General features: G+C 46.2%; 22 protein-coding genes. 16 read left to right on the forward strand and 6 right to left on the reverse strand.

All coding sequences use genetic code 11. The annotated features are described in order from the left end of the window. Window positions 1-376: 376 nt before the first annotated feature. The 3 genes from ACFPXP_RS13070 to ACFPXP_RS13080 all read left to right on the forward strand — a co-directional run bounded on the left by ACFPXP_RS13070 (window position 377) and on the right by ACFPXP_RS13080 (window position 2,245). Window positions 377-1,174 carry an N-acetylmuramoyl-L-alanine amidase gene (locus tag ACFPXP_RS13070; RefSeq protein ID WP_379894697.1) on the forward strand — a complete coding sequence of 266 codons (798 nt, stop codon included), beginning with the start codon at window positions 377-379 and terminating at the stop codon, window positions 1,172-1,174. 112 nt (window positions 1,175-1,286) lie between these two features. Beyond that, window positions 1,287-1,886: a stalk domain-containing protein gene (locus tag ACFPXP_RS13075; RefSeq protein WP_379894698.1), complete on the forward strand. Its 600-nt coding sequence runs from the start codon at window positions 1,287-1,289 to the stop codon at window positions 1,884-1,886. 80 nt (window positions 1,887-1,966) lie between these two features. Next, the gene (locus tag ACFPXP_RS13080) at window positions 1,967-2,245 is read left to right on the forward strand and encodes a DUF1292 domain-containing protein (RefSeq protein ID WP_379894699.1); all 279 of its coding nucleotides are present in this window, start codon (window positions 1,967-1,969) and stop codon (window positions 2,243-2,245) included. 172 nt (window positions 2,246-2,417) lie between these two features. Here ACFPXP_RS13080 and ACFPXP_RS13085 read toward each other — a convergent pair whose 3' ends face one another. Further along, the gene (locus ACFPXP_RS13085; RefSeq protein WP_379894700.1) at window positions 2,418-3,887 is read right to left on the reverse strand and encodes an aminotransferase class I/II-fold pyridoxal phosphate-dependent enzyme; all 1,470 of its coding nucleotides are present in this window, start codon (window positions 3,885-3,887) and stop codon (window positions 2,418-2,420) included. A gap of 292 nt (window positions 3,888-4,179) precedes the next feature. Here ACFPXP_RS13085 and ACFPXP_RS13090 point away from each other — a divergent pair, with 292 nt between their 5' ends. Continuing rightward, window positions 4,180-5,352: an MFS transporter gene (locus tag ACFPXP_RS13090; protein WP_379894701.1), complete on the forward strand. Its 1,173-nt coding sequence runs from the start codon at window positions 4,180-4,182 to the stop codon at window positions 5,350-5,352. 131 nt (window positions 5,353-5,483) lie between these two features. Here the strand turns inward: ACFPXP_RS13090 and ACFPXP_RS13095 are convergent, their stop codons facing one another. Genes ACFPXP_RS13095 through ACFPXP_RS13105 form a run of 3 tightly spaced genes read right to left on the reverse strand, consistent with a single transcriptional unit; the run spans window position 5,484 to window position 7,939 of the window. Next, a complete protein-coding gene (locus tag ACFPXP_RS13095; protein ID WP_379894703.1) occupies window positions 5,484-6,107 on the reverse strand; it encodes a YktB family protein in 624 nt (207 codons plus the stop codon). Between the two features lie 31 nt (window positions 6,108-6,138). Beyond that, the gene (locus ACFPXP_RS13100) at window positions 6,139-6,783 is read right to left on the reverse strand and encodes a response regulator transcription factor (protein WP_379894704.1); all 645 of its coding nucleotides are present in this window, start codon (window positions 6,781-6,783) and stop codon (window positions 6,139-6,141) included. A gap of 16 nt (window positions 6,784-6,799) precedes the next feature. Continuing rightward, window positions 6,800-7,939: a sensor histidine kinase gene (locus tag ACFPXP_RS13105; protein WP_379894707.1), complete on the reverse strand. Its 1,140-nt coding sequence runs from the start codon at window positions 7,937-7,939 to the stop codon at window positions 6,800-6,802. 225 nt (window positions 7,940-8,164) lie between these two features. On the opposite strand from ACFPXP_RS13105, the gene ACFPXP_RS13110 reads away from it, so the two are divergent. From ACFPXP_RS13110 to gndA, 5 genes are all read left to right on the forward strand, one after another. Continuing rightward, the gene (locus ACFPXP_RS13110) at window positions 8,165-9,100 is read left to right on the forward strand and encodes an ABC transporter ATP-binding protein (protein ID WP_379894708.1); all 936 of its coding nucleotides are present in this window, start codon (window positions 8,165-8,167) and stop codon (window positions 9,098-9,100) included. A 15-nt stretch (window positions 9,101-9,115) separates the two neighbouring features. Further along, window positions 9,116-10,258, forward strand: a complete 1,143-nt coding sequence (locus ACFPXP_RS13115) for an ABC transporter permease (protein WP_379894709.1) — start codon at window positions 9,116-9,118, stop codon at window positions 10,256-10,258. After that, entirely contained in the window at window positions 10,251-11,399 is a 1,149-nt protein-coding gene (locus tag ACFPXP_RS13120) for an ABC transporter permease (protein WP_379894710.1), read from the forward strand. Before ACFPXP_RS13115 ends, ACFPXP_RS13120 begins: the two co-directional genes overlap by 8 nt. A gap of 156 nt (window positions 11,400-11,555) precedes the next feature. Further along, on the forward strand, window positions 11,556-12,155 hold the full coding sequence (locus tag ACFPXP_RS13125; protein ID WP_379894711.1) for a hypothetical protein: 600 nt from the start codon (window positions 11,556-11,558) through the stop codon (window positions 12,153-12,155). A 242-nt stretch (window positions 12,156-12,397) separates the two neighbouring features. Further along, entirely contained in the window at window positions 12,398-13,813 is a 1,416-nt protein-coding gene (gene gndA, locus ACFPXP_RS13130; RefSeq protein ID WP_379894712.1) for an NADP-dependent phosphogluconate dehydrogenase, read from the forward strand. Here the strand turns inward: gndA and ACFPXP_RS13135 are convergent. Then, the gene (locus ACFPXP_RS13135) at window positions 13,804-14,025 is read right to left on the reverse strand and encodes a hypothetical protein (RefSeq protein WP_379894714.1); all 222 of its coding nucleotides are present in this window, start codon (window positions 14,023-14,025) and stop codon (window positions 13,804-13,806) included. The two genes, gndA and ACFPXP_RS13135, sit on opposite strands and share 10 nt — an antisense overlap. Before the next feature lie 252 nt (window positions 14,026-14,277). Here ACFPXP_RS13135 and ACFPXP_RS13140 point away from each other — a divergent pair, with 252 nt between their 5' ends. After that, on the forward strand, window positions 14,278-14,808 hold the full coding sequence (locus ACFPXP_RS13140) for a shikimate kinase (RefSeq protein ID WP_379894715.1): 531 nt from the start codon (window positions 14,278-14,280) through the stop codon (window positions 14,806-14,808). Here the strand turns inward: ACFPXP_RS13140 and ACFPXP_RS13145 are convergent. Next, window positions 14,796-15,098, reverse strand: coding sequence for a rhodanese-like domain-containing protein (locus tag ACFPXP_RS13145; protein WP_379894716.1), 303 nt, complete (start codon window positions 15,096-15,098; stop codon window positions 14,796-14,798). The genes ACFPXP_RS13140 and ACFPXP_RS13145 overlap by 13 nt on opposite strands. 69 nt (window positions 15,099-15,167) lie before the next feature. Between ACFPXP_RS13145 and crcB the strand changes: the two genes are divergently transcribed. From crcB to ACFPXP_RS13175, 6 genes are all read left to right on the forward strand, one after another. Further along, the gene (gene crcB / locus ACFPXP_RS13150) at window positions 15,168-15,614 is read left to right on the forward strand and encodes a fluoride efflux transporter CrcB (protein ID WP_379894717.1); all 447 of its coding nucleotides are present in this window, start codon (window positions 15,168-15,170) and stop codon (window positions 15,612-15,614) included. Then, window positions 15,611-15,967 carry a fluoride efflux transporter FluC gene (locus tag ACFPXP_RS13155; RefSeq protein ID WP_379894719.1) on the forward strand — a complete coding sequence of 119 codons (357 nt, stop codon included), beginning with the start codon at window positions 15,611-15,613 and terminating at the stop codon, window positions 15,965-15,967. The genes crcB and ACFPXP_RS13155 overlap by 4 nt, the downstream gene beginning before the upstream one ends. A gap of 22 nt (window positions 15,968-15,989) precedes the next feature. Then, window positions 15,990-17,300, forward strand: coding sequence for a 3-phosphoshikimate 1-carboxyvinyltransferase (gene aroA, locus ACFPXP_RS13160; RefSeq protein WP_379894720.1), 1,311 nt, complete (start codon window positions 15,990-15,992; stop codon window positions 17,298-17,300). Window positions 17,301-17,309: 9 nt separating this feature from the next. Beyond that, complete coding sequence (locus ACFPXP_RS13165) at window positions 17,310-18,125, forward strand: C39 family peptidase (RefSeq protein WP_379894721.1); 816 nt, start codon at window positions 17,310-17,312, stop codon at window positions 18,123-18,125. 21 nt (window positions 18,126-18,146) lie between these two features. Further along, window positions 18,147-18,572, forward strand: coding sequence for a CoA-binding protein (locus tag ACFPXP_RS13170; protein WP_379894722.1), 426 nt, complete (start codon window positions 18,147-18,149; stop codon window positions 18,570-18,572). 108 nt (window positions 18,573-18,680) lie between these two features. Beyond that, window positions 18,681-19,349: a hypothetical protein gene (locus tag ACFPXP_RS13175; RefSeq protein ID WP_379894723.1), complete on the forward strand. Its 669-nt coding sequence runs from the start codon at window positions 18,681-18,683 to the stop codon at window positions 19,347-19,349. The last annotated feature ends 67 nt before the right edge of the window (window positions 19,350-19,416 follow it).

Genomic DNA, 19,416 nt, shown 5'->3' on the forward strand with positions numbered 1-19,416 from the left:
GCCATTTAAATCACCTCGTACATTTAGAATGTTGTCTGGATAACTCCATTCTAACTGAGGGATTTTAAAATGGCTCTCTTAATTTTTAAGAGATTTCATTTTTACACAATTATACGGACTTAACTAATGATTTTACATTATTTTTTTCCTTTTTAAGGTATAAAATCATACACTTGAATTGTGATTGAAAAATGTAAAATAATATAATACAATAGTAATTTTGTATTTTGATCTCCTTGGAACCTGGAGACTGAAAATCGATTCTTTCATTTCCCGGGCAACCGCATATTTCAACAAATTCATCTCGTGCCGATCATGGAACTTTTTCTTGTGCTGGTGAATAGACTAGTGATATTCCCGCAGGAGGGGTGACGTGATGGAGATTACATGGATGGGGAATGAGCATACCAATTCAAGCAGCCGCGAAGGCTATGTCCCTTTTGTGATTGTAAACCACATTTCTGCTGGTACGATGTCCAGTATGGATGCATGGTTCCGGAGTCCGGACAATCGGGTATCGTCTGCTCATTTTGGCATTTCCAAAGCCGGCGAAATTCATCAGTATGTGGATATTAAACGAATGGCTTGGGCTCAGGGAATACCTAAGGAGCAAATTCCAAACGCCGAGGCTGAGGTCGTACGAAAGATGGGCGTGAATCCCAATCTATACTGTGTATCCATCGAGCATGAGGGAATGGTCGGCGAATTGACTCCGGAGCAGTTTAATGCATCCGTCAAGCTGCACCGATACATCCAGGATCAAATTTATGAGATTTGGCAAAAGGAGTTTTCGTTAACTCCCTATTATGTCATTGGCCATTATCAGATAAATCCTACAGGGAAGCCCTATTGTCCTGGACGTCGTTTTCCATGGGAAAGACTTTATGCCGCATTGGAAAAGGTAGACCGACTAAAGGAGGCCGAGCAAATGGAAGAATTGCAGCGACAAGTAGAAGAGCTCCGGCGCCATATGAATGAGCTTGCAGCGGAAAATCAAAGGCTTGGGGAGAGAATTCAGAGTTTGGAAACGCTCCACAACCAACCAGAGATTCCTACCTGGGCTGCGGATGCAGTTCAAGCTGCAGTAGAAGGACAGTTGGTGCTTAATCCGGAGAATGGGTCGCTTGACTTTTATCGAATATTGACCGTGCTGCATAGGAAGGGCTTAATTTAAGTCATTCGCATACCTCTTTATATTGAGGCCATTTGATTCATATTTTCTCCGCAACTATTTCCAGCTTTAGGAGTATAACCAAACAAGAAAGCATAGAAGGTGGAGGCAAAATATGAATTTACGTAAACTTGCAGCGGTCATCTGCATTATCGGCATTACGAGCTCCGTAACGGCTTTTGCGGATGATGCATTCGAATGGGTGAAGGCGAAGAAGGTTAAAGTATCTGTGAATGGCAGCAGTATGGGCACATCCGCGCTCTTGACAGAGGATGGTTCAACGATGCTTCCATTGCGGGACATTGCTAACCAATTACAGGGTATGGTGGAGTGGGACGACAAAACACAGACGGTAAAAGTATATAAGCCGAACGTGCATGTTTCCCTGCTTCTTGCAAAGGACCCGAAAAACATGATCCCATTTGGAGATGTCGAAAAAGGCAAGCATGAATTTGTCATTTTCACGCAAGTAGACAGCATTTATAATAAAATCAGTGCGATTAAGACCACGATTGAAGATCCGTTTGGCGATACGGTGTATACCTATGAGGACGAAGTGAAGGATCACAAGGAAAATTTATGGATGACGACGCCAACGATTGAATTGAATTTTAAGCAGGTTGGCAAATATACTGTGAAAATCTATATGAAGCCCGAAGGGTCAAAGCAGTACGCACTCGTCTCACAGAAGGTGATTCGTTCACTGGCACCATAATGAGCCTGGGCCATTTGACCCGGATGGGGGCAAATGTTACGATACATGGGAATACATCTTATTTGGAAATGAGGTACCTTATGAGCCAGCAGCATGAACACGATATGGAAGAAGAATACATCATCACGATCCCGGATGAAGATGGCAACGAAGTGGAAATGCTTCTTGTGGATACGTTCGAAGTGGACAGCAACCGGTATGCTGTTCTTCTGGAGAAGGAAGACTTGGAAGCCGATGCAGTTATTCTTCGTCTGACAGAACGAGACGGCGATACTTATTTAGAAGATATTGCGGACGATGAAGAGTGGGCCAAGGTAGAAGAGGCTTATAATCAGCTTGTTGATGAGCAGGAATTTTAATTTTGACACCCACAATGCATGCATCGGTATCGATGTATGCATTTTTGGCTTCAGTGCAGCGGAGACGATTTGGATAGGGAAGATCAAAATCATGGCCTGAGTATTTGACAAGCCGAAAAAACTCGATTTCCTTATGAAGGAGATCGAGCTTTTTTTGTGGAACCGTGGGAATCTAGAAGATAGCCGACGTTTCAACGATCACTTTTACATTTTGAACGGTTTTGTCCTCCGGCCCTTGAACAGGCAGTCCGACCTCGATATGCTCTACAATGTAATCGATATTTTCCTGCGAGATGACCTCACCTGGAAGAAGAATAGGGATTCCAGGAGGATACACCATAATAAATTCAGCGATAATTCTGCCCGCCGCTTCTTTGAGGGGAATCACTTCTGTATCGGCATAGAAAGCGTCCCTTGGAGAAAGCGAGAGATGTGGAATTTCAGGCGTTTTTACTCGGACGAGATTGGCCTCTTCGAGGTGGTAATGCTCTTTGGAGCAAGCTTCGAATGCATCAATTAAAGCATCAATCGTCTGCTGCGTATCTCCAGGCGTGATGATGCACAAAATGTTGTACATATCGCTCAGCTCAACTTCAATATTGTGGCGTTCTCTTAAATAATTTTCAACGTCATAGCCTGTCAGTCCAAGCTTCCTGACGTGAATGGTCAACTTTGTCGGATCGTAGTCATAAGCGGCTTCACCGTCCAGTATCTCTTGACCGAAGCAGTACAAGCCCTTAATTTCATTCAACCTCGTTCTGGCGTATTCCGCTAGATCGATGGCACGCTGTGCCAGTTCTCTGCCGTGCAGCGCAAGCTGCTTGCGTGATGTATCCAAGGAACCGAGCAGCAGATAAGAGGTGGATGTGGTCGTCAGCATACTGATGATCGATTGGACGCGTTTCGGATTGACCAAGCCTTCTTTTACATTTAATACCGAGCTTTGGGTCAAAGAGCCACCCAGTTTATGCACACTGGTAGCGGCCATATCGGCGCCGGCTTGCATCGCAGACAGCGGAAGCTTCTCATGAAAATGAATGTGCACGCCATGCGCTTCGTCGACAAGGACAGGTATTCCATAGCTGTGTACTAAATCAACGATTTCCTTCAAATGGGTGCATACGCCGAAATAGGTTGGATTGATCACTAACACGGCCTTGGCGTCAGGGTGAAGCTTTAATGCTTTACGCACCGAGCGAGTTGTAATGCCGTGGGCGATTCCTAAGCTCTCGTCCATTTGCGGTGAAATAAATACCGGTTTCGCGCCTGCAAAAATAATGGCGGACATGACCGATTTATGAACGTTGCGGGGAACGATAATTTTATCGCCTTCTTTACACACCGATAAGATCATGGTCATAATTGCGCCGCTGGTCCCCTGCACCGAGAAAAAGGTATGGTCAGCACCGAAAGCATGCGCGGCGAGCTCCTGCGCTTCTCTGATGGCACCATGAGGCTGATGCAGATCGTCAAGCGGCGCAATATTGATCAAGTCGATCGAAAGGGCATTGCTGCCGATAAATTCTTTGAATTCATTGTCCATTCCTTGACCTTTTTTATGACCGGGAATGTGAAATTGCAGCGGATCCCGTTTCGCATGTTCTAATAAGGCCGAAAACAACGGTGTGCGGCTTTGGTCCATTTCTATGATCTGTCCCTTCGTTACTGTAATATATAAAAGGTTAGCGATGTTTCCCAAATGCATTATGTAGATGCAATGAATTATTCGGTGTTGCGAGATGGGTCCCCGGGAAAGAGAGATTGCCAAATTAATTAATGAGTATAGCAAAAAACAAGTTGCTTTTCCATTCATTCTTTCAAACGTTCACGTTTATTTCTTTTGTATTCCCTTTGTGATTTATGTTACATTTTTCTATGACCTGATAATAAACGGATTAGGCATATATGAATAAAAACAGGAGGAAACAAGGACGATGAAAAGACAACTGGGGACCATTATGATCCTGCTCATTACAGTCTTTCTTGGTTTTGCTATCATTATCCCCATTGTTCCGGAACTTATCGAGGAACAGGATGCCGGAGCTATACATTTAGGATTGCTGCTTGCGATCTACTCAGCCGTATCCTTCTTTATGTCCCCGATATGGGGAAAAATATCGGACCGGGTAGGGCGGAAGCCGATTATGATGATCGGTACGATCGGCTTCAGCGCGAGCTTTTTTATTTTCGGGATAGGCACCGAATCGCTGCCGCTGATGTATGTCTCTAGAATACTGGGAGGTATGTTCTCTGGCGCGGTCACATCGTGTGCGGTTGCCTATGTTGCGGACATTACCAGTGAGGAAAACCGGACGAAGGGAATGGGGCTTGTCGGCATGTCCATTGGAACAGGATTCGTTTTTGGGCCTGTTATTGGAGGCTTGCTGAGCGGGTTGGGAAATGCCGTACCTTTCTTTGTATCCGCTGGACTTGCCCTGCTGCTATTTGTGTTCGTAGCCCGCTTTTTGACCGAATCGCTGCCGCCGGAGAGACGTACTCAGAAGGGAGCTCCGAAGGTATCGCGTTGGACCGCTTTCGCCGGACCAATGAAATTTCTTTATATATTAGGCTTTATCATTGCTTTTACGATGGCCGGTCTGGAAAGCACGTTTCAGCTGTTTCAAAGTCAGCGGATCGGTGCCGATGCTTTTGATGTAGGAATCATGCTTGGAATAAGCGGAGTCATCGGTGCTCTGATCCAAGGCGGGATCATCCGCAGGTATGTGAAAAAAGGCGATGAAAACAAATTTATTTTGGTCGGGTTAATTTTGTCCTCCGTCGGATTTTTCCTTCTGCTGCTTTCCGACAGTTTTGTCACCGCGACCATCTATTTGTGCGTATTTAGCTCGGGGAATGCGCTGCTGCGTCCATGCATCACATCGCTTATTACCCAAAAGACGAGGGTGAGCCAAGGCATTGCTTCAGGCTTAAGCTCTTCGATGGACAGCCTTGGCCGTATTTTCGGACCGCTGCTTGCGACAGGTTTGTTTCATTTTGAGATTGGACTGCCGTTTGTAGTCGGCGGTGTTGTATGTATATTGGGACTCGGCCTGCTGTACGGGTATATGCAGGTGATGAGAAAAGAAGAACGTACCGCGGCATCGTAACGGTTCGTGATATGATTGTCAGGCGGGTTGATAGATGAATAAAGGGTGCGGGGGCTTAATAATCCCCGCACCCTTTATTCATTGAGAATGGGTATGACTCATGACTGCTGCTGCATATTCGCCTTGCACCATTAGAATGCAAGACGATAGATGGGCATAAGAGTCTCGAATGTGCTGCGGACAACGTCCAAGAATGCCTCTCCATTTTGCAGCAGCGGATCCTCTTTGGCTATATGCTTGCCGATTAACAGCTCGGCTTTTTTTATGTCACGGAAGCGCTCGACCTGCTTTTTCAATTCTGCTTCGGTCATGAGCGAATTCGAGCTGGATTGTTTCTGCATATGGTCGAACGAGAATACAAAATCGTCTGGAATGGTGGAATAGAACGTATTCCAATTCGTTAAAAAGCGTTTTGCCATCGCCGCCTTATCCGGCAGTTCGTAGATGAAAGCCAGCCATACAAATACATGATCGTCAAACAGACCAATTTGAAAATGGGGATGCTGCTTATATCCACGTTTGTTATGGCAAAAAGCCATCCATGTATCCTTCGGTGCATTGACGCTTCGTCTCGCGTGCTTGGCAATGTGGACGAACATTTCATTACCTGCTAGTGCAGATAAATCACTGCTGAGCTGTTCTCCAATGGCTTGGAATTTGGGCTGTATTCGCGAGCGGATCGCTTCCATCCTCGCTTCTAAACCGTCAATTTGAAACGTATCAAAATCTTCTGCAGTAAATCCCTTGAATGTCATGGTAAATCTCCTTTTCTGATGTCTTATGATTTTAGGATGCATCGATTTGCTTGAGATAAAAGATTGCGATCTGCGTACGGTCTCTAAGCTCGAGTTTACTGAGGATTTCCGTAACGTAATTTTTCACCGTTCCTTCACTTAGGAACAAAGCAGAGGCAATTTCCTTATTCGAAAGTCCGTCTGCGATTTTTTCAACGATCGCCGCTTCCGTGGAGGTGAGCTGGAAATCAGCTAATGATTTCTTTACCCCACTGCGCGTAGTTTGGACCATTTGTGACAGCTTGCGGGCGATCTGCGGATGAACGAGCATATTCCCTTTCGCAACGGTTTGAATGCCCTCCATAATCTCGGCGGGAGATACATTTTTCAGCATATAGCCTTCTGCTCCATATTTTACTGCTTGAGCGATATACTCGTCGTCATCGAAGGTGGTCAAAATCAATATTTTGACGTTCGGAAATTCGGACTTTATTCGTTTCGTTCCCTCAACGCCGTCGCAGATCGGCATTCGAATGTCCATTACAACGACATCTAGTGGCTGCTGCCGCACAAATTGCAGCGCTTCTTGACCGTTGCCGCACGTTCCAACGACCTCTAAATCCGGCTGCAAATCAAAAATCATTTTTAAACTTTCTCGAATGAAGGAATCATCGTCAACAAGTAATACTTTTACCATCCATACTGCTCCTTCCTTATCCGATTGCATCCCAGTTTCTTGGCAGCACCGTACGAACTTCGAACTCGGGCGTTAAGCCGATCTCGACTTTACCGCCAAACACGCGCACCCTTTCTTTCATTCCTCTGAGACCCAAGCCCAAGCTGTCAATACGATCCGGTACTGCGCCATTATTGCGAATTGTGAGCTGCACGCCGCCGGAACTAAATCGAAGGACAATGGCTATACGCGTCGCTTTCCCGTGTCTGACAGCATTAGAGACGGCTTCCTGAGTATTGCGGTATAAGACGAATTCCTCACTAGGATATAGCGGGTAGGGTGCACCCTCGATCGTATATTGGATATCGGGTCCGACCGAACTCTCGGACAGCTCTTCCATGAGCCTTTCCAGTGAATAACGCTGCAGCTCTTCTTCATTCGGTTTGAGCCTTCGAACAGTTGAGCGGAGACGCTCCATCGCGCTGCTTAATTGATCCCGTACTTGTTCGAACATCTCTGCCGATTTGTGCGGTTGAGTTGGAAACACGTGCATGGCTGCTTCGGACATCATTTTAATCCGAATGAGTTGATGGCCCAAGTCGTCATGGATTTCGTGCGAAATCCGGTTACGCTCTTCTCGTGCCGCAAGCTGGCTGATATGCTTCGACTGTTCTGCTAGCTGCAGCTTCGTCGCCTCCAGCTCGTAGTGCTTCTGACGCAACTGATCGTAAACTCCTCTCATATGATCGCTTTGTCTAAAAGCGTAATAGAGGAGCCAGCAGAAGCCGCAAATGACAGCAAACAGCAGATGGACCGTCCACTGAAGCACGGATTCCTGATCGTGCAGCGCATAGCTAAGAATCCCCCATATCACGACGACCAGCAATGGTTGTGGACGGTTCGGTTTGGATGTAAATACAGAAAACAAAGTAGAGTAGAGACAAATAAACAAAATGCCTTCATAATTGAAAAATATCCATGCGCCAGCCCCGGCTTCTATAATCCGTAATGGATAATAAGTCAATTCGCTTCGCCATCTGCAGAGCTGTATAAGTCCAATCATCGTGAGCAAGCACAAGACATAATGGGCATAAGAATCGAATGATTCCAAATAGATCGTTACGAAAAAAGGGACGACCATGGTCACATAACGAATGGCAGATAGGATACGATCCATGCTTGCTTAACCTCCAATGGGAGCAGTCCGTAGTCTCGTGCAGGGTTTTCGTTGCAAACCCGATCTTATAGGATCAACGCTCAAATTATAGCATAAATTTAGCGGAATATGACTTTAGTCATGCGCATAAATGACTTAATCTAGATGAAGATTTCATGAGGTCAAACTACAATCAATACATAGAGTGAAATTTGTTGAAGTGTGGATATAAAGGAGAGATTCGTGATGGCGATGGTTGAGGCCACAGGACTTATGAAAAGATATGGCAATGTCATTTCAGTAGATCATTTATCTTTGACGATCCAAAAGGGAGAAATTTTCGGACTGCTCGGGCCTAACGGTGCAGGTAAGAGCACCACGATCAGCATGTTGGCCGGCTTGCTCAAACCAGATCAAGGAGAAATACGCATTGGCGGTGCATCTGTATCAAAGCAGCCGCTCGAGGTAAAGCGCCAGATCGGCATAGTACCGCAGGACATCGCTGTGTACAGCAATTTGACGGCGAAGGAGAATGTCACCTTTTTTGCTAAGCTGTATGGATTAAGGGGCGATGAGTTGAAGAAAGCTGTTGAGGAATCGCTAGATTTTGTTGGTTTAAGCGACCGTTCCCATGATCATGCATCTACGTTTTCCGGGGGAATGAAACGACGCTTGAATATCGCCTGTGCCATTACGCATCGCCCCAAGCTGCTCATTATGGACGAGCCGACCGTTGGAATTGACCCGCAATCCCGCAATCATATATTGCAATCGGTCAAAGCCTTGAATGAGCGCGGTTCTACAATTATTTATACAAGCCATTACATGGAGGAAGTCGAGGCGATCTGCAGCCGAATTGCGATTATGGATCATGGACGATTGATTGCGCAAGGCACGAAGAGCGAGTTGGTGGATCAGCTGAAAGAGGAAGAAAAAATCGTAGTGCTTACGGAAAAAGTGAATCATGAAGCAGTGCAGGAGCTCAGACAGCATCCGCGTATTTTCAAGGTTGATCAAAATGGCGAGGAACTCACCTTGTATCTGCACACTTCACAGGCTCATTTACAGGATATATTGTTCATTTTATCCAAGCATGATGTTCGCATCCGCTCATTGAATCGCATTGAGCCGGATCTCGAATCGGTTTTCTTATCTCTTACGGGCCGAACGCTGCGGGATTAGGGGAGGGAAAGTTCCATGAAAGCCTATTATCAAATCGCTTGGAATGAAATAAAGATACTGTTCCGTCTTCGGACAACATGGCTTCTGCTGTTCCTTTTGCCTTTACTGCTGATCTTCATTCTTGGCTCTGCGCTAGCGCCTGTATTCAAACCTGAATCAGATCTAATGGGTTTCAGACTTGCGGTCTATATCGAGGAGACAAGCTTGGCAAATACAGACGAGATGAAACAGATGCTTGTGAATGAATCTGCTTTGGGCGTAACGTTAATGAAAACAGAGAATCAGTTAACCGAGGAGGTTGAATCGGGAAAGGCGGACTTTGGCCTAATGATTCCTGCGGATTCATGGAGTCAGCTGGCAGCGGGCAGGGAAGGGGTTTGGCAGATGGTTCCCGGGCAAAATTCCTTGCATAACGAAGTCGGTCTATTCTATACGAATATGCTGCTGCGGAATATGCAGAACGCGGCGGCCGTTCAGATGAACAGCGCAACGGATTGGAATGTCAAGGCCTCGACATCGCCTGTGCAGGAGCACGTCATACTGAATGGACTCAATGAGTCGAGTAAGGACCATTCCGCGGTGCAGTATTATGCGGCGGCGATGCTGGTCATGTTCATGCTGTATGCGGGCATGTCTGCCAGCATCAGTATGGCGCAGGAAAGAGAAGAGCAGACACTGACAAGGCTGAGCGCGGCACCCGTAAAGCCGCTCTCGATCGTAGCGGGAAAGCTGACCGGCAATATCATTATATCGATGGTTCAAGCACTGGTGATTATAGGGGTTGGTTCAGCTGCCTTCGATGTGTATTGGGGAAAAGAATGGCTGGGAATGGGTGCACTGTGCTTACTGATGATTTTATGCTCGAACAGCTTGGCACTGATTTTGGCGTTCACAGTGAAATCACCGAAATTGATCGGCACGTTTTTCAGTCTATTGATCATTATCATGACCTTCTTAAGCGGAGGCTTTACGCCAGAAGTGTTTACAAATGCAGCCCAATTCACCCTCAGCTACTGGGCTTCGGATGGAATGATGAAGCTAATGCTGGACGCGGACTGGCCAAAAATCGTGCCTCATCTTACGGTATTAGGAAGTATACTTGTCGTACTCAGTATCATTTCTGGAATCTTGTATAAAAAGGTGGGGTACCATGCGTAGCATCATTATCGCGTTAAACGTTATAAGGCGGACGCTGAACGGTAAGAAAGGCTGGCTGTTTTATTTGGTGCTCCCGGCAGTGGTTGTATCTTTATTCACCGTCATGGCTAAGCAAGAATCGTCCGATCCGATCGATATTCATTTGCTGAATGCCGATCAAGGGGTATTAGGTGAAATGCTGATTCAGGATATGGAAGAGATGATTCCGATTCATTGGATTCAGGAAAAGAATTATGCATCCCTCCATATGAAAGTGACGGACGATGCAGATTTGATCGGTCTCTATATTCCCGAAGATTTTACGGAAAGGATTTGGAATGGTCAGACTGGCGGGCTCGAGCTTTACCAGTTTCAGGTGAGCACCTCCTCTATCGTGTTCAAAGCAGGATTGCAGCAGGCGTCAGCATTGTATGAGCAGACGGCAGCTGTTGTTCGGCAGAGCGGAGCAGAACAAGCGGGGGGCATGGAGCAGTGGGTATCCCTTCTCAGAGAAGGACAGCACATTCCGATTCAGGCGGAATACATGGACCAGAAGCCGCCGAACAGCGGAATCTACATGGCCAGCGGAATGCTGCTGATGTTCCTTATGGCTTTGATGAACGGATCCATCAATTCAATATTGGAGGATCGGAGCAGGAATACGATGTCCCGAATCTATGCTGCGCCGGTCCGTGTATGGGAAATTGCGCTGGGCAATTTTGCAGGCAGCTTCATCATGGGCTCGGCTCAAATTGCTGTCATTCTCCTGATGACACGTTATATTTTAAGATACGATTATGGTATTTCGGTATACGAGCATTTTCTCGTTTTAGAATGTTTTTTATTGGCTACAATGGGAATAGCGAGCGCAGTAGCCGGATTAGTCCGGAATCCGAAGGTAGTCTCGGACGTACAGACGATGATTATTACGCCGACTTGTATGCTGGGAGGCTGCTTCTGGCCCGTCAGCATCATGCCGGATTTCCTTCAGAAGGTTTCCATGTTTATGCCGCAGCGTTGGGCGATCGACGCTTTGGAGCAGCTCTCAGCGGGAAAAGCATTGGGGGATATTGCGCTGCATCTAGCCATACTGGTTCTGACGGCTGTCGTCCTGCTGGGCTTCGGGGCTTCCGTATTAAAACCGAGTGATTCAACCTCGTAGCCTGAAGTCACGGTGAATGAAAGGGCTTTAAAAAAATGCGGATCCAGCCAAAAAAACTCATCATTCCTTGTTGCGAAAACATATACATCATAATAAGATAATACTATAAAGTTTTCAGACAATTCTGTAAAATCCATCGATCGGGAGGGGATTGCCGTGTACCGTGGTTATGCTGTTGAGTATTGTAACCTTGAGCTTCGCTTTGACCGCCGGCGAATCCAGGATTTTATTGAAGAATTAATTAAAGAGGATTACTCCTTATATTGGAATGAGATCGAGAACCAATTCAGCATCGTGATCCGCAGCGGGAAAAAATTAATAAAACTGAAGTTTGAAAGAACGATGGACCGTTATAAAATGGTTGGCAATTACAGCATACAGGATGAACGGCTCGCTCAGCTGCTCGAAAAGTTAATCGGCGAGACTCGGGGGCATGCCGTCATCAAACGTTTTAAGCATAAACAGGTTCAAATCGACAGCGTCTTGTTCGGAGAAGTGATACGCTCGGTGGAGATATCCAATCAGGACTCGGGTGTACTGACGGAACAGCTGGCTCCGATGATTTCAGCAGACTCGGTTATTCACGCTTGGAAAAACAAACGCGCAGAGGAGAGAATTCCGGTGCTGCGCATGGAGATCGATTATGAATTGGCTCTGTTGCATGAGGCGATGCAGCTTTGGGATCAAGCGGCCATGAAGCAGTCGAAAGACCGTCTGAAACAATTAAGATTAGAAATGATGAAATTGGAAATGTAGCTTGGTAAAGCGTATTCTGAACATGATTCGGGCGCTATAAAGCAGCCTTCACCGTAACATTAATGATCCTGCAAAGGTTAGGATCGACATTTTATACGCCGTGTTCGGCGTTTTTCTTTTGTTCGCAAATATGAAAATTATATAAAAAAAGTGATAAATGATTTGTACAAATGGGCAAAAATAGGTAGAATAAATTTTAGTGCATAGATATTCATCAAATCTAATAAAAGGATGGAAGAAACATGACGAAATCACAGATTGGCGTGATCGGCCTCGCGGTCATGGGTAAGAACTTGGCACTGAACATCGAAAGCAGAGGATTCTCGGTTGCGGTGTATAACAGATCAGAGCAAAAAACAAAAGAAATGATGGAAGAGCACCCAGATAAAAATCTGTTTCCTGCATATACACTTGAACAATTCGTGGAATCGTTGGAGAAGCCAAGAAAAATATTGATCATGGTTAAAGCGGGCGGACCAACGGACGCAACCATTGAACAGCTTGTTCCTCTATTAGATGAAGGAGACATCATCATTGATGGTGGAAACGCACTGTTTACAGATACACAACGACGCAGCAAGGAACTCGAAGCAAAGGGCTTCCGCTTCATTGGCACGGGGGTTTCCGGTGGAGAAGAGGGCGCATTGAAAGGTCCTGCGATCATGCCGGGAGGCCAAGAAAGTGCATATAAGCTGGTAGAACCGATTCTTACCGCAATTTCCGCGAAGGTGAACGGGGATCCATGCTGTACCTATATTGGACCGGATGGTGCCGGTCATTATGTAAAAATGGTACATAACGGCATCGAATACGGCGACATGCAGCTGATCACCGAAGCTTATCATCTGCTTAGCAGTGTTCTCGGCCTGAATACGGATGAACTGCATGAGATTTTCGCAGAATGGAACAAAGGCGAATTGGACAGCTATTTGATCGAAATTACGGCTGACATTTTCACCAAGAAAGATCCTGAAACAGGTAAACCGATGGTGGATGTCATTTTGGATACTGCCGGACAAAAAGGTACGGGAAAATGGACAAGTCAAAGTGCACTTGACTTGGGCGTGCCTTTGTCCATCATTACAGAGTCAGTATTCTCTCGCTGCCTCTCGGCCATGAAGGAAGAACGTGTAGCTGCGAGCAAGGTACTCAGCGGTCCGGAAACAAAGCCGTTTAGCGGTGATAAAAAGCAGTTCATTGAGCAAGTTCGCAGAGCTTTATTTGCAAGCAAAATTTGCTCCTACGCGCAAGGCTTTGCTCAGATGAGAGCGGCATCTGAAGAGTACAACTGGGATTTGAAATACGGTAACATCGCGATGATCTTTAGAGGTGGCTGTATTATTCGCGCTCAATTCCTGCAAAACATCAAGGACGCGTACGATAGAAATCCAGAATTGAAAAACCTTCTTTTGGATTCTTATTTCAAAGGAGTCGTTGAAAATTACCAAAGCGCATGGCGCCAAGTTGTATCTACTGCGGTGGAATATGGAATTCCAGTGCCGGCCTTTGCCAGCGCGTTGGCGTATTACGACAGCTATCGCACGGAGCGTTTACCTGCAAATCTGCTGCAAGCACAGCGGGATTATTTCGGAGCACATACGTTCCAAAGAGTGGATAAAGAAGGAACGTTCCACTTCGGGTGGTTCGGTCAAGAATAATGAGCATTGCTCGGGTCATCGACCTGCAGACCGTATAATGCTTCTTGAAGCCACAGCTTAATGCGGTCTAATTCCTGATCAAAGACACTGCGCTGATGAATAAGCATCATCGCAATTTCAGCAAAATAATGAAAATTTTTTAATAGACGTGGTTGAGAAAGAGCCAGCAATTTCGGGTCTTCGTCAGCCACTCTTTTTTTTACATAATCCAAGATCCACAAGACATCCTCTTTGCATAACGCAGAGTAGGGATCAAATATGCGGTTCAGCCGATCTTGGATAAGTTTGTTCGCTGGGGGATAGGCAGAAGATGTCAATTTCCCTCACTCTCCTTATAAAGAAATGGTCTATCACCATACTACTCCAATATTTGGTTTTTTATACTTAAATATCGTATCTATTTTTACTATGGTTTTCTTCAAATAATAGGTTAGATTTCTGCAAGTGGAAGGTGAAGCGAGTCAATGAATAAATCCAATATCGTCTTAGTTGGCTTCATGGGCACCGGCAAGACTACGATTGGCATCGAACTGGCTAAACACTTAGGATGGCAGTTCGTAGACACAGATGCCTTCATTGTGGATGAGGCGGGGATGACAATACCTGAAATTTTTGCTCGTCACGGGCAGAGCTTTTTTCGTGATGTTGAAGAGCGGGTGGTTCAGCGAGTTATGAATGGAAGCGATCAGGTAATTTCTACGGGCGGTGGATCTGTACTAAGAGAAAGCAATCGCGAGATGATGCTGCGGGGTGGCATGGTTGTAGCGCTGTCAGCTTCGGAGGAAACCATTGTACAAAGGGTCAGCAAAGACACGAATCGTCCTCTCCTCGCGGATAATCCGCTCGAAAACATCAGGAGGCTGATGAAGGAGAGGAAGGATGCCTATCAATTCGCGCATATTTCGATTCAAACGGATGAGCTGACAGTCACAGACGTGGTAGAACACATATTAGCTAAATACAAGGCATGGCAGGAAGACGCTCATTCATCTTGAGCGTACTCCAGCATACCGCCTTCCATATTGATGATATGGCTGTATCCGAAGTGATTTAAATATTCACATACTCTACCGCTTCTTCCACCGCTTCGGCAGACGAAGATGATTTCTTGATCCTTCGGGATTTCGTCTAATCGATTAGGAATTTCCCCCATAGGGATGTGCTTTGCTCCTGGAATCATACCGTGGATGACTTCTTCGTCTTCCCGGACATCGATAATGTATAAGTCTTCACCTTGAGATAATTTATTTTTTACCTCTTGAGGTGTGATCGTTTTATAATTCATGGTAGGACCTCCTAATGGAATACAATGATTTTTCTATATTATGCATGCAGCGGGGAATGAAAATCAAGAATGAACAATGGAACAATTGATAAGTTGAAAGGTGCCGGCAGTAAAGAAATACATCTCATATATGCCATTGCAGCAGCTGGAGCTGTAGGTGCGCTTCTCCGTTACAGCATTTCGCTGATCTTTAGCGCAGACGCTCCTGGACAAGATTTCCCTTGGGCCACCTTGATATGCAATGTATCCGGCTGCTTTTGCTTAAGCTTTCTGACTTTTGCGGTCCCCTTCAGGTGGTTGAGTTCTCCTGAGGTGAAAGCAGGACTTACGACAGGGCTGCTTGGCTCATTCACGACATTTTCCACCTTCAGTATCGAAACGAGGGCCATGCTCGCTGCATCGAATGAGCGGACTGCTGTATTGTACGTTGCCTTAAGCGTCATTTTGGGAATTGTATTTACATGCTTCGGATATGTGGCTGCAGGCTTTGTAGACAAAAGGAGGCATGTGAAATGATGTCGATCATTGCGGTTGCCTTAGGCGGAAGTGCAGGTGCTGTATCCAGATTTTTGGTCACGGCCGCTGTATCTAAACGATTCTCAAAGCGATTCCCATATGGTACACTGACAGTAAATCTACTCGGCTCTTTCCTGCTGGGATGGCTTTCCGCTGCGTTAAGCTCCGGATCCTCATGGCTTCTTTTTGCAGGAACTGGCTTCATGGGAGCCTTTACAACATTCTCGACATTAAATGTCGAATTTTTGAAGTTGATGCTAGAGCGCAGGTGGAATGCGCTAACCATCTACTTCATCAGTACATTCGGATTAGGTATAGCCTTCGGGTTTCTAGGCTATGCGGCAGGGACTTAAATCATTGAGGAGAGATAGAAATATGAAAGCCATTGTAACGCCAACATCCAAACTGCAAGGGGATATCCAAGCTTTATCTTCCAAAAACTATACGACAAGGTATTTATTAGCTGCAGCACTGTCCGAAGGGACAAGCACCGTGTATTATCCGGCGCATAGCGAAGACAGCGAGGCGATCCGCCGATGTATACAAGACTTGGGCGCCGTATTGAATGAGGATGAAGAAAAAATTGTGATTACCGGCTTCGGGAGCCGTCCTAAACATGCCGATCAATTGAATGTTGGGAATGCAGGTGCTGTACTTCGCTTTTCAATGTCCGTTGCTGCGTTCTGTCCACAGCTGACCTTTGTAAATACGTATCCAGAGTCGCTAGGAAAAAGACCGCATGACGATTTAATAGCTGCATTGGAGCAGATGAACGTCAAGGTCGAGCACAACGATGGCAAGCTACCGATTACGATCTACGGCGGTCAGCCGAGAGGCGGCCGAATTACCGTGTCAGGCAAGGTCAGCTCCCAATATTTAAGCTCGCTATTGTTCGTAACGCCGCTTCTGGAAGAAGATTCAGAAATTATCGTGACCGATGATTTAAAGTCTAAAGTTGTTGTAGGGCAAACACTGGAAGTGTTGGAGCAAGCGGGCATACGTATTGAAGCGGCTGCAGATTTAATGCATTTCAAAGTTCCAGGCAAGCAGAAGTATCAGGCTCGGGAATATATCGTCCAAGGTGATTATCCGGGCTCCGCTGCTATTTTGGCCGCTGCGGCAGTGACGAATTCCGATGTGAAAGTACGCCGGCTGCTGGAGAACAGCAAGCAAGGGGAGCGAGCGGTCGTTGATGTACTTAAGGCCATGAATGTGCCTTTAACACATCAAGACGGAATCGTTCACGTTCAAGGCAACGCCTCGCTTCAAGCAGGTGAATTTGACGGAGATGAATTTACGGATGGCGTACTGGCCATGGTGGCGGCGTCGGTATTTGCTGAGGGGACCTCTAGGTTTTATAATGTCGAGAATTTACGGTATAAAGAATGCGATCGAATTACCGATTTCCTGACCGAGCTTCGCAAAGCTGGAGCGAATGTCGAGGAACGGCAGAGTGAGATCATCGTACACGGACGTCCAGAGGGAGTAGAAGGAGGCGTGGAAATCAACGCCCATTATGATCACCGGGTCATCATGGCACTGACCATAGTTGGATTGCGTTCAAAACAGGGGCTTACAATCCGAGACGCGCATCATGTGGCCAAGTCATATCCGCAATTTTTTGACCACTTGAGAGCGTTGGGAGGACAAGTTGAACTTGTAACGGAGCATCAAACCCATGGATAGGATCGTCGTATGAACATCCTGAAAATCATGAAAGGCTTTTCGCTGTCGATGCTGGTAGCTTCACTGATGTTCACAAGCAGCGTATTTACAGCTATTTTGTACGCCAGCATTCAAAAGGATCCTTCGGACCCTCCCTTGGTTACGGTACAAGCTGGACTCACAGATGCTGAATTGAATGCTGCAGATCGTCAGACATCCGTTCCCGAACCTGGTGGCCCCGTCAAGGAAAAGGCACTCATCGATGCTCCGTTGATTATGCAGTATCCTGAACTGCCGAGAGGCTGTGAAATTACTACGTTAACGATGCTGCTCAATTTTAATGGAATTATGAAAACGAAAATGGAGATGGAGAAAGAGCTGCCTCGGGATAACACACCGCTTGTTCAGGATAAAGATGGGAACATCATTTCTTGGGGCAACCCGCACGTTGGGTTTGTTGGAGATATCACGCTGAAATCAAAGGGCTTCGGTGTATATAACGGTCCGATGTTCGCGCTGCTGAAGAAGTATATTCCAACGGCAGTGAATTTGACTGGCAATGATTTTAGCGCGGTCGAAGCTTCGATCGCTAAGGGTGTTCCTGTCATGGTTTGGAATACCGTGCATTACAGTCCTCCAGAGGATTGGGTTGAATGGCAATCCCCTTCTGGTAAAGTTCGTACAACCTTTAAAGAGCATACGGTTCTCGTCGTAGGGTATGATAAACAGTATGTTTATATTAACGATCCTCTGAAAGAAACGAAACAGCTTCGAGTGGATAAACAGCAGTTTATTAAGGGCTGGGAAGCTCTGGGCAAGCAGGCTATTACATATGCCCCTTCTTAAGCCAGAGAGGAGCAGAAGGCATTGTCCTTTGTTAATCCAACACGAGAAGAAATAAAAGTCATTCTGGAGAACACGAAGACGATTGCAGTTGTAGGTTTATCGGAAAACCCGGAAAGAACGTCGCACATGGTTGCTCGCGCACTGCAGGAGAAGGGATATCGGATTATTCCGGTCAACCCGAATGCAGCTGAAATATTAGGGGAGAAGTGTTACCCGCAATTGACCGATGTACCGGAGCCTGTTGATGTCGTGGATGTGTTTAGACGGAGCGAGCATGTATGGCCCGTTGCGGAGCAGGCGGTTGAAATCGGCGCGAAGGTGCTGTGGCTGCAGTCCGGGATTATCAATGAGGAAGCGGCACAGCTCGCCTTGGATCATGGCTTAATGGTCGTTATGGATCGATGTATTAAAGTGGAGGATGCCATCCTGATGCCAAAAAAAGGATAAATATTTTTCGGATGGTCACCTCATAATTTGGCAGCCTCCTAGCAAAACTATAGAAAGCCTCATGGTGTGAATGAGGACTTTAGATGAGCGATTTTAGGAGGATGCAGAGTGTACAACCAACAACAAGCTGGTTTCCAAGGTGCGCAAAGAGCGTTCCAACCTACCGGATTTGTTCAGTCTCAATATTCCGGTCAAGCAGGGGCTCGTGGTCAATTCGGAGTTTCGCAGGGCATCACTCAAAACGCAAGCGCGAACCAGTTCCACCTTTCCAACTATGTTGGAGATCAAGCACCATACGCTACGAACCAATTTGAGCAAGCAACGACTCAAGGTGGACAACAGCAGTTTCAGCAAGGCGGACAAACTCAGCTGCAAAATTCTAACCAATTCCACACTGCTAACTACAAAGGAAACCAAGCAGGCTACAATGTAAACCAGTATTTCCAGCCGACATCGACGGCAAATCAGGGTACTAGTTACCAACAAAGCTTCCAGCCTCAAAGCTTTGGTGCACAAAACTTTGGAGCAGCTGGCTTCCAAAGCAGCGCGGCATTTGGCGGAGCACAAAGTGCTACTCAGCAATCTTTTGCACCGCTTCAAAATGCGAATCAATTCCACACAGCAAACTATAAAGGCAACCAACCAGGCTACAGTGTGAATCAGTATTTCCAACCTACTTCAACTGGAAATCAAGGTTCCTCCTTTGCTGGACAACAAGCTCAGCAAAATTCCTTAGCTTTTCATCAAGCCGGCTACCAAGGAAACCAAAGCATTTAATTTCGAAGTAGACTTATACGGGCATGAGTTTTTCTCATGTCCGTTTTTGCTTTGAAGTTTTTTATTT

The organism is Marinicrinis lubricantis (assembly GCF_042658665.1).
Taxonomy (GTDB): domain Bacteria; phylum Bacillota; class Bacilli; order Paenibacillales; family KCTC-33676; genus Marinicrinis; species Marinicrinis lubricantis.